General features: G+C 59.4%; 12 protein-coding genes and 1 tRNA gene. 12 read left to right on the forward strand and 1 reads right to left on the reverse strand.

The genetic code is table 11. The annotated features are described in order from the left end of the window. Window positions 1-28: 28 nt before the first annotated feature. The 4 genes from PYK22_RS04965 to PYK22_RS04980 all read left to right on the forward strand — a co-directional run bounded on the left by PYK22_RS04965 (window position 29) and on the right by PYK22_RS04980 (window position 4,148). Entirely contained in the window at window positions 29-511 is a 483-nt protein-coding gene (locus PYK22_RS04965) for a biopolymer transporter ExbD (protein WP_041975059.1), read from the forward strand. A 40-nt stretch (window positions 512-551) separates the two neighbouring features. Further along, entirely contained in the window at window positions 552-1,397 is an 846-nt protein-coding gene (locus PYK22_RS04970) for a tetratricopeptide repeat protein (RefSeq protein ID WP_041975060.1), read from the forward strand. A 107-nt stretch (window positions 1,398-1,504) separates the two neighbouring features. Then, the gene (locus PYK22_RS04975; RefSeq protein WP_041975061.1) at window positions 1,505-3,706 is read left to right on the forward strand and encodes a RelA/SpoT family protein; all 2,202 of its coding nucleotides are present in this window, start codon (window positions 1,505-1,507) and stop codon (window positions 3,704-3,706) included. 58 nt (window positions 3,707-3,764) lie between these two features. After that, complete coding sequence (locus PYK22_RS04980) at window positions 3,765-4,148, forward strand: RidA family protein (protein WP_041975062.1); 384 nt, start codon at window positions 3,765-3,767, stop codon at window positions 4,146-4,148. Between the two features lie 66 nt (window positions 4,149-4,214). On the opposite strand, the gene rpmB is transcribed toward PYK22_RS04980, so the two are convergent. Beyond that, the gene (gene rpmB / locus PYK22_RS04985; RefSeq protein WP_041975063.1) at window positions 4,215-4,409 is read right to left on the reverse strand and encodes a 50S ribosomal protein L28; all 195 of its coding nucleotides are present in this window, start codon (window positions 4,407-4,409) and stop codon (window positions 4,215-4,217) included. A 119-nt stretch (window positions 4,410-4,528) separates the two neighbouring features. On the opposite strand from rpmB, the gene PYK22_RS04990 reads away from it, so the two are divergent. From PYK22_RS04990 to PYK22_RS05025, 8 genes are all read left to right on the forward strand, one after another. Next, on the forward strand, window positions 4,529-5,632 hold the full coding sequence (locus tag PYK22_RS04990) for a SurA N-terminal domain-containing protein (RefSeq protein WP_083437618.1): 1,104 nt from the start codon (window positions 4,529-4,531) through the stop codon (window positions 5,630-5,632). A 48-nt stretch (window positions 5,633-5,680) separates the two neighbouring features. Continuing rightward, a complete protein-coding gene (locus tag PYK22_RS04995; RefSeq protein WP_041975065.1) occupies window positions 5,681-7,576 on the forward strand; it encodes an ABC-F family ATP-binding cassette domain-containing protein in 1,896 nt (631 codons plus the stop codon). Between the two features lie 56 nt (window positions 7,577-7,632). Continuing rightward, window positions 7,633-7,707, forward strand: a tRNA-Val gene (locus PYK22_RS05000). A 190-nt stretch (window positions 7,708-7,897) separates the two neighbouring features. Continuing rightward, a complete protein-coding gene (gene thrS, locus PYK22_RS05005) occupies window positions 7,898-9,901 on the forward strand; it encodes a threonine--tRNA ligase (protein ID WP_041975066.1) in 2,004 nt (667 codons plus the stop codon). Window positions 9,902-9,992: 91 nt separating this feature from the next. Continuing rightward, complete coding sequence (infC, locus tag PYK22_RS05010) at window positions 9,993-10,562, forward strand: translation initiation factor IF-3 (protein WP_328286917.1); 570 nt, start codon at window positions 9,993-9,995, stop codon at window positions 10,560-10,562. Window positions 10,563-10,678: 116 nt separating this feature from the next. Continuing rightward, the gene (rpmI, locus tag PYK22_RS05015) at window positions 10,679-10,882 is read left to right on the forward strand and encodes a 50S ribosomal protein L35 (protein WP_041975068.1); all 204 of its coding nucleotides are present in this window, start codon (window positions 10,679-10,681) and stop codon (window positions 10,880-10,882) included. Between the two features lie 44 nt (window positions 10,883-10,926). Continuing rightward, the gene (gene rplT / locus PYK22_RS05020) at window positions 10,927-11,307 is read left to right on the forward strand and encodes a 50S ribosomal protein L20 (protein ID WP_041975069.1); all 381 of its coding nucleotides are present in this window, start codon (window positions 10,927-10,929) and stop codon (window positions 11,305-11,307) included. 9 nt (window positions 11,308-11,316) lie between these two features. Beyond that, window positions 11,317-12,402: a phenylalanine--tRNA ligase subunit alpha gene (locus PYK22_RS05025; RefSeq protein WP_083437620.1), complete on the forward strand. Its 1,086-nt coding sequence runs from the start codon at window positions 11,317-11,319 to the stop codon at window positions 12,400-12,402. The last annotated feature ends 3 nt before the right edge of the window (window positions 12,403-12,405 follow it).

Below are 12,405 nucleotides of genomic sequence, written 5' to 3' on the forward strand. Positions count from 1 at the left end.
CGCGTGAAAGGAGATTGAGCCTATGGCAATGGGCAGTGGCACGAAGGCCGAACCATACATCAACGTCACTCCATTCATCGATATCCTTCTGGTGCTTCTGATCATCTTCATGGTGATCACGCCGATGAAGCCGAGCCGGTTCAAGGCGCTCGTCCCGCAGGAGCCGAACCCCAACCAGAAGGACATCAAACCGAACCCGCTCACGCTCGTCGTCTCGATCGACAAAGATATGAAGCTTAAGCTGAACACGGAGGATATGGGGACGATCTACGATACGAGCAAGTTGAGCACCACGCTCGCCCAGCTCTTCGAGAAGCGGCGTCAGGAGCGTGCCTACCGATACGGGATGGAGAACCGCACCGATCTACCTGAAGAGGAGCGCATCGAGAAGACGGTCTTCATCAAGGCTCCGCGTTCGATCAAATACGGCGAAGTCGTCAAGGTGATAGATGCGGTCAAGGGAGCGGGAGCCAACCCGATCGGGTTACAGATCGATGATCTAGCGCAGTGAGGCTAACCTGAAATTTGAGTCACGAGGATCAGAGAGAACCATGAGAGCTTTCTTCGTCAGGCTGGGGGTGGCGTTGATCGCCGCCTGTTGCGTCTCGGGCTGCAGCGTCATCAATCGCATTCGCGCCAAGAACGAGATCAATGAAGGCGCGCGCGCCTATCACGAACGAAAGTACGCCGAGGCGCAGCAGCATTTCGAACGCGCGCTCGAACTCGATCCCGAGCAGAAGAACGCGCAGTTCTTCATCGCGCGGGCGATCCACGCGCAGTACAAGCCCGGCGTGGATACGCCGGAGAACATCGCCAAGGCGGAAGCGGCGATCGAGGCTTACAAGAAAGTGCTCGAGCATGATCCGAATAACGACGAAGCTTATAACGCCGTCGCTTATCTATATGGCGCCATCAAACAGGATGATAAACAGCGCGATTGGATCATGCAGCGGGCCAATCTTCAGACCATTCCGCCCGAAAAGCGCGCCGAAGCCTACACCGTCTTGGCGAGCAAAGAGTGGCAATGCTCTTATACCATCACCGAACAGCAAGAGAACAAGCAGACCGTGATGAAGGATGGCAAGGCCATCATTCAGTATAAGAAGCCGAAGAATCAAGCCGATTTCGATCAAGCCTTGAGGTGTGCCACGCACGGGCTCGAACTTATCAACAAGGCGATCGAGCTTAATCCGAACAGCGAATCGGCCTGGTCCTACAAGACCAATCTGTTGCTCGAGATGGTTAAACTGGCTGAGATGGAGGGCAACGCCGAAAAGCGCGCGCAGTATGACAAGCAGTACAAGGAAGCGCAGGAGATGACGCTCAAACTGAGCGAAGAGGCGCGGCGGCGGCGGGAGGCGGAAGCGAAAAAATCGCCCGCCCAGAAAGCGAGTTGAAGCCCAATTGGCGTCGTCAAAGCCGATAGGTGGGGCTCGACTTTCAGGTTGAGCCTCACCTATCATTGTTTTGGGAAGAGGTCGAGACCCTTCGACCTTTGTCCGCTATGATCCGCATCGGGGATGTCATCGAGAAGGTTCGGCAGAACCATCCGCAGGCCGACTTGGATCTCCTACGTCGCGCGTATTTCTTCTCTGCGCGCCATCATCAGGGACAAGTGCGCGCTTCGGGCGAGCCGTATCTCACTCACCCGCTCGAAGTCGCCAACATCCTCGCCGAGATGCGCCTCGATGAGGTCTCGGTGGCGACGGGGCTTCTGCACGATGTCGTCGAAGATACGTTGGTCGATCTCGAGACGATCCGGCAGTATTTCGGCGATGAGATCGCGCATCTGGTCGATGGCGTGACGAAGATCGCGCAGATCAGTCACGCCTCGCGCGAAGAGCGCCAGGCCGAAAACGTGCGCAAGATGTTGCTCGCGATGGTCGATGACGTGCGCGTCGTGCTCGTCAAACTCGCCGACCGCTTGCACAACATGCGCACGCTGCACCATCTTCCGGTCGAGAAGCAGAGGCGGATCGCGCAAGAGACGCTCGACATCTACGCCCCGATCGCGCACCGGCTCGGGATGGGCCGCTTGCGTGGCGAACTCGAGGATTTGGCCTTCAAGCATCTTTATCCCGAAGAGTATCGGGCCTTGGCCGAACAGTTGGAGAAGCGCCGACCGGAACATGAAGCCTTCCTGAATCAGGTCAGAGCGCGCATCGAGGAGAAGCTGCGTGAGGCGGAGATCCCGTTCGTGCGCGTCGAGGGGCGCGTCAAACGTCTCTATTCGATCTGGAAGAAATTGAAGCGGCAGCACATCGAACTCGATCAAGTCTACGATCTCGTCGCTGCGCGCATCATCACGCCGGGCAACGAGATCCGCCACTGCTACGCGGCGCTCGGCGTGATCCACCACACCTGGCATCCAATCCCGGGGCGGATCAAGGACTGGATCGCCACGCCGCGCGACAACCTCTACCAATCGCTCCATACTTCGGTCATCGGCAATGAGGGGCAGCCGTTTGAGGTCCAGATCAGGACCGAGGAGATGCACCGGATCGCCGAAGAGGGCGTCGCCGCGCACTGGAAATACAAGGAAGGGAAGCGCGGCACGCATGAAGATGATGCCGCTTTTCAGTGGCTGCGCTCGCTCATCGAGTGGACGCAGGAGGTGAAGGATTCGCGCGATTTCCTCGAATCGCTCAAACTCGATCTCTACCCGAAAGATGTCTATGCTTTTACGCCTAAGGGGAAGGTGATCCAACTCCCGCGCGGCGCGACACCGGTCGACTTCGCCTATGCCATCCACTCCGAGGTGGGCCACACTTGTACCGGAGCGCGCATCAACGGGCGCATGGTCCCATTGCGGACGCAGATCCAAAACGGCGACGTGGTCGAGATCATCACTTCGCCTAATGCCCATCCGAGTCGCGATTGGTTGAATTTTGTGGTCACTTCGCGCGCGCGCAGCCGCATCCGTCACTGGGTGGCCGAGCAGCAACGCGCCGAATCGATCGAGCTCGGGAGAAAACTTCTGGAGAAAGAGGCGGCGCGCTTCCAACTTTCAGCCAAGAAGATGTTGAACGATGCGAGCGGCGAGTTGAAGCGCGTCGCCAGCGAGTACGGCTACGGTCGTATCGAAGACCTTTTGGCGGCGATCGGTTACGGCAAGCTCATACCGCGCAACGTCATCGCTAAGTACCTCGGCCCGGAGAGGTTCGCCGAGCTGGAGCAGAAGAAGGAGTCGAAGTTGCGGACGAGCGTGCGCGAAGGCGTCCAGGCGGTCAAACGGCTGATGCGCGTCGGCGATGACGCCATCGTCGTGCGTGGCGTGGATGATCTGCTGATCACCCGAGCGCGTTGTTGCAACCCGATCTACGGCGAAGAGATCATCGGTTACGTGACGCGCGGCAAAGGCGTCACAGTGCACGCGCGCCATTGCCGCAACGTGCAGCAGCTGATGGCCAATCCCGAGCGGATCGTCGAAGTCGAGTGGGCCGGTCAGGTCAACGCCGCCGTCTATCCGGTCAAATTGTTGGCCATCACCGAGAATCGGACGGGGATGTTGGCCGGGATCACGAGTGCGATCTCCGACATCAAGACGAGCATCCGCGATGCGCGCGCGACCGTTTCGGCGGACAACCGCGGTTATATCGAGGTGACCGTCGAGGTCTTCGATTTGAAGCATCTGGACCGGGTGATCCGCTCGATCCGCAGCGTCCCGGGCGTCATCGATGTCGAGCGCGTAAACGGAGCGGGTTGATTTGGCGCGCGGTGGAGCTTCTGCTAAAATCCGCAGCTTAAAATTTCGGGCATCGAAGATGGGAAGAGAGAGAATCGACACGGAGCGTGCGCCGCAGGCCATCGGGCCGTATTCGCAAGCCATCGTCAGCGGCGAGTGGATCTTCACTTCGGGGCAGATCCCGCTCGATCCGCAAACGGGCGAGATGGTCGAGGGCGACGTGCGAGCGCAAACCGAACGGGTGCTGCTCAATCTGGAAGCGATCCTCGAAGCCGCTGGCGCGAGCTTGCGAGATGTCGTCAAGACGACCGTCTATCTGGCCGATCTGAATGATTTCAGCGCGATGAACGAAGTTTACGCGCGCTTCTTCACTGATCCGCCAGCGCGCTCGACCGTGCAGGTGGCGCGCTTGCCGCGCGATGCGCGCGTTGAGATCGAAGCGGTGGCCAAACGATCGCTCTAGAAGTCGCCTCAAAGATGGCAGAAGCTGAAGGGGATCGAGCCGAAAAAGGTACCTATGAGATCGCTTCTAGGCAGCTTTGGCGACCTTGCCCGCTTTGATGCAGCGCGTGCAGACGCGCATCCGTCGCGTGCCGCCCTGCGGCAAAGCGACGCGCACCGCTTGCAGATTGGGTTCGAACCGACGTTTCGTGCGATTGCCGGCCTTGGAGACGTTGTGCCCGAATTGCGGCCCTTTGCCGCAGACTGCGCATCTTTTCGCCATAAGGATTGCCTCCGTATAGGATGAAATGAAATTCAAACTTATAGCAGACAGATTCAATCTCGGTCAAGGTAAGGTTTCCGAGCGGTTCGAGACTTCTAACTGAGAGGAAGAGGATCAAAGTGCGTAGCTTGAGGATCGGGATCTCGATTTTCGTCGCTTTCTTATCATTCGGGTTGATCTCTTGCAACCGTCAAAGCGCTCATGTCGCTGATGGTGTCGCCGCGACGGTCAACGGGCGGAGCATCATGCTGAGCGAAGTCGATCGCATCATCAGCCAACAGACGGGCGGACAGCAAGCGCAGCTATCGCCGCTCGAATTGGCTGCGGCTCGATTGCAGGTGCTCGATGGGCTGATCCAACAAGAAGTGCTCTTCCAACGCGCTGAGAAGGAAGGGTTGCTGCCGACTGAGGATGAGATCACGCAAGCGATCAATTCGGAGAAGATCCAGCGCAACATGACGGAGGAAGAGTTCCAGCGCATGTTGCGCGAATCAGGTCAGACTGAACAGGCTTTGCGTGAGACGGTGCGCAAACAGTTGGCCATCCAGAAACTTCAAGATAAAGTGATCGGCAAGATCGCGATCAGCGACAAGGAGGTTGAGGATTTTTACAACAACAACAAGCAGCAGTTCGTCAACGCGCGCGGTGTCGGGCTGGCGAACATCGTCGTCGATCCGCAGGATAACGGCTATCAGGATGACGCCAAAAACGAGGCGGAGGCCAAGCTGAAAATCGACGAGATATATCAGCGCCTTAAGACGGGAAATGCCGATTTCGCGACGGTCGCCCGCGCGCGCAGCGAGGATCCGAGCAACGTGCGCGGCGGCGATATCGGATTTGCGACGGAAGAGCAGTTGAGGCAGGCCGGATTCCCGCAAGATCTGATCAACAAGTTCTTCAATTCGATGCAGGTTGGCGACATCACTCCGCCGATCAAATTCCCCAATGGGCGTTGGTACATCTTCAAGCTCACGGACAAGCGCTTGCAGACGGAGAACTTGACGCTCGACAGTCCGGGCGTGCGCGACCAGATCAAGAACGCGTTGATCAATCAACGCAGATCCCTGCTTAACGCCGCCTTGCTCGAAGTGGCGATGAACGAGGCGAAGATCGTCAACTACTTGGCGCGCAACATGCTCAACAGTCCGAACAACCTGAGCGGCGTGCGTCCTGCGCCAGCCGCGACGGCGCAGCCGACCGGTTCGGCGAGCCCGCAGAAGTAGCGCTCGATGGTCCGGTGGTGATCGATCGCTTGGAGTTCTGACGCTTCGATGCTCTTTCGACTCACAGACGTACGCAAAGCCTACGGCGGTCAAGAGGTTTTGCGCGGCCTCTCATTGCAAGTCAATGCTGGCGAGCGCGTCGGGCTCGTCGGGCGTAACGGGGCCGGTAAAACGACCATCTTTCGCTTGATCGCCGGAGATGAGGTCCCGGATAGCGGCGAGGTGACGCGCGCACGCAACATCCGTCTCGGCATGCTCGCGCAACACGTGGAGTTCGAGCCAGACGCGACCGTCCATGAAGTCGCCCTCTCGGCTTTCGGCGAACTTCAGCGGATCGAGCGCGAGATGCGTGCGCTCGAACATCGCATGGCCGAAGGCGCGGACGACTTAGAGCGCGTGCTCGACCGCTACAGCGAACTTCAGCATCGCTTCGAGCGCGAGGGGGGATTCGAGTATGCGGCGCGGGCTGAGGCCGTGTTGGAGGGGCTGGGATTTGGGCGAGAGACTTGGTCGTTAGAGACCGCGAAGCTTTCCGGCGGGCAGAAGAATCGCCTGGGCTTGGCGCGCCTCCTCCTTTCCTCCCCTGACGTCCTGTTGCTCGATGAGCCGACGAACCATTTGGATACGGCGGCGGTCGAGTGGCTCGAGGAGTTCCTCGAAAACTATCCGTCGGCCTATGTGATCATCAGCCACGATCGTTACCTTCTCGATCGAGTTTGTGAGCGGATCATTGAGGTCGAGGGGGGCAGAGCGACGAGCTATACGGGCAACTATACGCGTTACATCATTGAGCGCGAAGCGCGGCGCGAAGCGCAGCGTCGCGCCTACGAGCAGCAGCAGGAGTTCATCGCGCGTACCGAAGAGTTCATTCGCCGCAATATCGCGGGGCAGAAGACGAAACAGGCGAAATCGCGGCGGAAGATGTTGGAGCGATTGGAGCGCATCGAAGCCGTGCGTGAGGAACGTGCGAGCGGCGACTTCAGTCTGCGTGAGATAGTGCGCGCCGGAACGCAAGTCCTCACGCTTGAGGATTTGAGCATCGGATACGATGAACGCGCTCTCGCCTGCGGCATAAACCTTCTTCTGCGGCGCGGCGAGTCCCTCGGCATCATCGGGCCGAACGGTTCGGGCAAGACGACTTTCGTCAAAACGCTCCTCGGAAAGCTCGCTCCGCTCGCCGGCGAAGTGCGTTGGGGGACCAACGTGCGGATCGGATACTATGCGCAGCAGCTCGACGATCTCGACCCGCGCAACGAGGTCATCATGGAGTTGCGGCGCGTCGCGCCATCGACGGCGACGGCGGGCGAGCTTCGGTCTTTCCTCGCGCGCTTCCTCTTCACGGGGGATGACGTTTACAAAAGAGTCGGCGACCTATCGGGGGGCGAACGCGGTCGGCTCGCGCTCGCCAAACTCATCTATTCGCGGGACAACGTCCTTGTTCTGGATGAGCCGACGAATCATCTCGATATCCCTTCGCGCGAAGCGCTGGAGGCGGCGCTCGACGAATACCCCGGGACGATCATCGTCATCAGCCACGATCGTTACTTTCTGGACCGCATCGTGACGCAGATCCTCGCCTTCGACGGGCAAGGTCAGGTCGAACATTTTCTCGGCAATTACACCGAGTATCACGCTTGGAAAAAGGCGCAGAAAGCGATGCCTGTCGAAGAGCGGAAGCGGAGCGATAAGCGCGAGCACCCGCGGCGCAAAGGTGGCGAGCGAAGAGCGGAGCCGGCTCGCGATGTGAGCGCCATCGAAGCGGAGATCGAGGAACAGGAAGCGTGCCTTAAGGCGGTGGCGGAAGAGATGGCGAAAGCCGAAACGGCTTGCGATCCGCTGCGCCTGCGCAGTCTGCGCGAGGAGTATCAACGGATCGAAGAGCGCTTGTGTAAGCTCTATGAGGAGTGGGAGGCGATCGTCGCCAAAGTCGAAGGCGTTGCTTGACAGCGGGAAAACCTCTCTGTTACTTTAATCTGCCGCTGAAAGTTCGCAAAACGTGTAGGCGCGTAGCTCAGGGGTAGAGCGCTACTTTGACACGGTAGAGGTCAGCGGTTCAAATCCGCTCGCGCCTACCATTCAGACAAGATCTCCGGCTCGAAGCTCCCGAAGTCCTTCGACCGCTGGAGCGGTCGAAGGCGCTTCCGCTGGACTAACCTTGAAGCGAAAAACGCTATTTGCGACGGCTAGATCAGCGTGGTGCCAGCAGCGAGGGCGAGCAGCATTCTTCGTGCTTCTCCATAGCCCTCCGTCATCGAGCGATAACGGATGAGTGAGATCAGAGTTCGACTGAACGGTGAAGCGGTGTCGCTTCCGGCACCGATCACGATCGTTGAAGCGTTGCGGCGATTGGACCGCGAGCTGGCCAATCGAGCGTTGGCAGCTAAAGTCAACGGGCGCGAGGTCGATCTCAGTTACGAGCTGAAGCCGAACGGAGCTGAGGTGGTCCAGATCGAACCGATCCTGCCGCAAACGGACGAAGGGCTGGCTCTATTGCGCCATTCGACCGCGCATCTGCTTGCTGCCGCTGTGCTCGACCTGTTTCCAGGGACGAAGCTCGGCATCGGTCCCGCCTTGCTCGACGACCCGCGCGGCGGCTTCTTCTACGACATCATCGCGCCGCGACCCTTAACCGAAGAGGACCTGCCGGCGATCGAGCGGCGCATGCGCGAGATCGCCAAGCGGAACTTCGCCTATCGGCGCGAAGAGATACCGAAAGCCGAAGCCTTACGCATCTTTGCCGAACGCGACGAGCCTTTGAAGTGCGAGTTGATCGAAGAGAAGGGCGGCGATGTGGTGAGCGTCTACTATATCGATGGGACGCCGTTCATAGACTTTTGCACCGGTCCACATGTGCCCGATACGAGCAAACTGCGCGCCTTCAAACTCCTCTCCATCGCCGGGGCCTACTGGAAGGGCGATCCATCGCGCCCGCAGATGCAGCGCATCTACGGGATCGCCTTCTTCACGCAGGAAGAACTCGACGAGTGGTTGCGCCGGCGCGAGGAGGCCGAACGGCGCGACCATCGCCGATTGGGGCGCGAGCTCGATCTCTTCTCGATTCAGGAAGAATACGGTCAAGGCTTGATCTTTTGGCATCCGAAGGGTGCCATCGTCCGCAAAGAGATGGAGGATTATCTGCGCGCGGAGTTGCTCCGGCGCGGTTATGGATTGGTCTTCACTCCGCACATCGCCAAGCGCGAGTTATGGCAGCGGAGCGGACACGAAGAGAATTACGCCGGCTCGATGTTCTCGCCCTTCGAGTTCGAAGAGGTCGAGTATCGCCTGAAGCCGATGAACTGCCCGTTCCACATCGGCATCTACAAATCGCAGCAACGTTCTTATCGCGATCTGCCGTTGCGTTACGCCGAGTTCGGCACAGTCTATCGGGCGGAGCTTTCGGGCGTATTGCATGGCTTGCTCCGCGTGCGTGGCTTTACGCAAGATGATGCGCATATCTTCTGCACGCCCGAGACGGTGCGCGAAGAGGTCATCGGTTGCGTCGATTTCGCCTTCGAGGTCTTCCGCACCTTCGGCTTCGACAAGTTCAGAGTCGAGCTCTCGGTGCGCAGCGACGATCAGGACAAACACTACTTGGGCTCGCCCGAAGACTGGGCGCATGCCGAAGCGGCATTGATCGAAGCTTTAGAGGAAAAAGGCATCCAGTATGAGCGCATAGAGGGCGAAGCGGCTTTCTATGGGCCGAAGATCGATATCAAGGTCGAAGATGCCATCGGGCGTTTGTGGCAGCTTTCGACGATTCAACTCGATTTCAATCTGCCGGAGCGCTTCGCGCTCGAGTACATCGGCGAGGACAATCGTCCACACCGTCCGATCATGATCCATCGCGCGCTGTTCGGCTCGATCGAGCGGTTCTTCGGCGTGTTGATCGAGCATTACGCCGGAGCCTTTCCGCTCTGGCTCGCGCCCGTGCAAGCCATCGTTTTGCCGATCACGGATCGCGTCAACGATTATGCGGCGCGCGTGGCGCACGCTTTGCGCGAGGCCGGTTTGCGCGTCGAGGCCAACTTGCGCAGCGAGAAGATCGGAGCGAAGATCCGCGACGCGCAGTTGCAGAAGATCCCCTTCATGCTCATCGTCGGCGATCGCGAAGCGGCCAGCGAACAAGTGGCCGTGCGCGAAAGGGCGCGTGGCGATATCGGCGCAATGAGCATCGCAGATTTCAAAGAGCGCGCGCGACATCTGGTCCAGACGCGCGCCTTGTGTAATTCATTGGAAGGGGCGGGGGGAGCCTCCCCGCGAGGTCAGTGACAGGGGCACGCGATGCCCAAAACAAGGAGGTGGAGCTATAGCTAACGGCTATCGAGGTCGCGGAAGGGATAATCGCCTGCCGACGGTACGCATCAACGAGCGCATACGGGCGCCCGAAGTGCGCGTCGTCGATGAAGACGGGAAACAGCTCGGCATCATGCGCACGCGCGAAGCGCTGATGCTGGCGCAGGAGCGCGGGTTGGACCTGGTCGAGATCGCGCCGACGGCCAATCCGCCCGTCTGTCGTATCATCGACTATGGCAAGTTTCAGTATGAGGCGAAGAAGAAGGCCGCCGAAGCCAAAAAGAAACAGGTCGTCATCAACGTCAAAGAGGTCAAGTTCCGACCCGGCACCGACGAGCACGATTACAGCTTCAAGATGAAGCACGCTCGCGAGTGGCTCGAGGATGGCGACAAGGTGAAGGCTTCAATCTGGTTCCGTGGGCGCGAGATAACGCATCGGGAACTGGGCGAAAAATTGCTCCAGCGTCTCGAGCAGGATTTGGCCGATGTCGGCGAAGTCGAGGCTCGCCCGCGCATGGAGGGTAACCAGATGTTTCTGGTCTTCGCGCCGAAACGGCATAAGACGAGCAAAGCCGACAAGAGCGCGCAGCAGAAACAGGGGGCTGCGGAAGGCGAGGGCGCCACTTCGATTTCGTAAAGCTGTCGGGAGGGCGGCCTCATTCTCCTGTCCGGCGATGAATCGGCTGGAGGGATTACTTTTGTGAACGGGGATTCTCGCACGAGATCATAAGAACGATAAAGAGGGGATCGAAGATGTCCAAACTGAAGACGCATAAAGGAGCCGCCAAACGGTTCCGACTGACGGCAACGGGAAAGATCAAGCGCGGCCACAGCCACGCGCGCCATATCTTGACCAAAAAGAACAGCAAGCGTAAGCGCCATCTGGATATCGACACCTTCGTCGATAAGACGGACGCCAAGCGTATCAAACTGATGTTGCCTTATGGGCGCGAGTGAAGGGTTGACCGCTTCATTCATCCGCAAGCTTTCGAGGAGGATCTATGCCTAGAGCGAAACGTGGTAACAAGCGCCTCGAACGGCGCAAGAAGATTCTGCGATTGGCGAAGGGATATCGCGGGACGAAATCGAAACTTTACCGCGCGGCCAAAGAGTCGGTCGAGCGCGCGCTCCAGTTCGCATACACTGGACGCAAATTGAAGAAACGCGATTTTCGAAGCCTTTGGATCGTGCGCATCGGGGCCGCGGCGCGTCTGCACGGATTGAACTACTCGCAGTTCATGCACGGGTTGAAGGTGGCGGGCATCGAACTCGACCGTAAATCGCTCGCCGAATTGGCCGTCAGCCATCCGGATGCGTTCGCGGAGCTCGTCGGGCAGGCGCGCGCCGCTTTAGAGCAGAAACCGCAGCGCGCCGCCGCATGACAGGATGCGATGACGGAAGTGGATCACATCGCGGAGTTGGAGGCGGTACGTAGCGCGTTCGCGCGCGCCTTCGAGCGCTTCGCGCGCTTCGAAGGTGGTGCCGGCGCCCTTCCGCTGGACGAAGCGGAAAGCGCGTTGCGCGAGCTCAGCGAGCTGCGCGCGCGACACACGGGGCGTAAGAGCGCGCTGGCCGCGCTCAAAAAGCAGATCGGTCGCGTGCCCGTCGAAGAGCGGGCGGCTTTCGGGCAGAGCGTGCAGCGCCTCGAAGCGGAGATCGAAACGCGGCTTGAACGAGTCGAACGCGCGCTCAAGGAAGCGGTCGAACGCCAACGGATCGAACGCGAACGGCTCGATGTCACGTTGCCTGGGCGACGACCGAGGCGCGGCCATCTGCATCCGATCACCTTGTTGCGGCAGCGCATGGAGGATATCTTCGTCGCGATGGGATACGCGGTGGAGGATGGGCCGGAGATAGAGACCGACTTCTACAATTTCGATGCGCTCAACATCCCGCCTTCGCATCCGGCGCGCAGTTCGCAGGATACGTTCTACACGAGCGACGGTTTGGCGTTGCGCACGCAGACTTCGCCCGTGCAGATCCACGCCATGCAACGACGGCGTCCGCCGTTGCGCGTCGTCGCGCCCGGCAAAGTCTTCCGCCGTGACACGCCGGATGCGACGCACAACCCGATGTTCTTCCAGATCGAAGGCTTGCTCGTCGATCGCGGGATCACGATGGCCCACTTGAAGGGGACCATCGCGGAGTTCGTCCGGCGCATGTTCGGGCCGCAGACGCGCACGCGCTTTCGTCCATCCTACTTTCCATTTACCGAACCGAGCGCTGAGGTCGACTACAGTTGCTTCATCTGCAACGGAACAGGTTGCCGCGTCTGCAAAGGTGTTGGCTGGATCGAACTCGGCGGTTCCGGCATGGTCCACCCGAACGTCCTGCGCGCCGTCGGGATCGATCCGGAAGAGTTCTCAGGGTTCGCTTTCGGTCTCGGGATAGATCGCATGTGTGCGTTGATGTATGGGCTCGACGATATTCGCCTCCTCTATGAAAACGACGTGCGGTTCTTGACGCAGTTCGATTGATGT

The sequence above is a fragment of the Pyrinomonas methylaliphatogenes genome, assembly GCF_000820845.2.
Classification (GTDB): domain Bacteria; phylum Acidobacteriota; class Blastocatellia; order Pyrinomonadales; family Pyrinomonadaceae; genus Pyrinomonas; species Pyrinomonas methylaliphatogenes.

Excerpts from the sequence above, each read along its gene's own strand:
- PYK22_RS04965 (WP_041975059.1), top strand. The coding sequence starts at position 29 with ATGGGCAGTGGCACGAAGGCCGAACCATACATCAACGTCACTCCATTC.
- PYK22_RS04970 (WP_041975060.1), top strand. The coding sequence starts at position 552 with ATGAGAGCTTTCTTCGTCAGGCTGGGGGTGGCGTTGATCGCCGCCTGT.
- PYK22_RS04975 (WP_041975061.1), top strand. The coding sequence starts at position 1,505 with ATGATCCGCATCGGGGATGTCATCGAGAAGGTTCGGCAGAACCATCCG.
- PYK22_RS04980 (WP_041975062.1), top strand. The coding sequence starts at position 3,765 with ATGGGAAGAGAGAGAATCGACACGGAGCGTGCGCCGCAGGCCATCGGG.
- rpmB (WP_041975063.1), bottom strand. The coding sequence starts at position 4,409 with ATGGCGAAAAGATGCGCAGTCTGCGGCAAAGGGCCGCAATTCGGGCAC.
- PYK22_RS04995 (WP_041975065.1), top strand. The coding sequence starts at position 5,681 with ATGCTCTTTCGACTCACAGACGTACGCAAAGCCTACGGCGGTCAAGAG.
- thrS (WP_041975066.1), top strand. The coding sequence starts at position 7,898 with ATGAGTGAGATCAGAGTTCGACTGAACGGTGAAGCGGTGTCGCTTCCG.
- rpmI (WP_041975068.1), top strand. The coding sequence starts at position 10,679 with ATGTCCAAACTGAAGACGCATAAAGGAGCCGCCAAACGGTTCCGACTG.
- rplT (WP_041975069.1), top strand. The coding sequence starts at position 10,927 with ATGCCTAGAGCGAAACGTGGTAACAAGCGCCTCGAACGGCGCAAGAAG.
- PYK22_RS05025 (WP_083437620.1), top strand. The coding sequence starts at position 11,317 with ATGACGGAAGTGGATCACATCGCGGAGTTGGAGGCGGTACGTAGCGCG.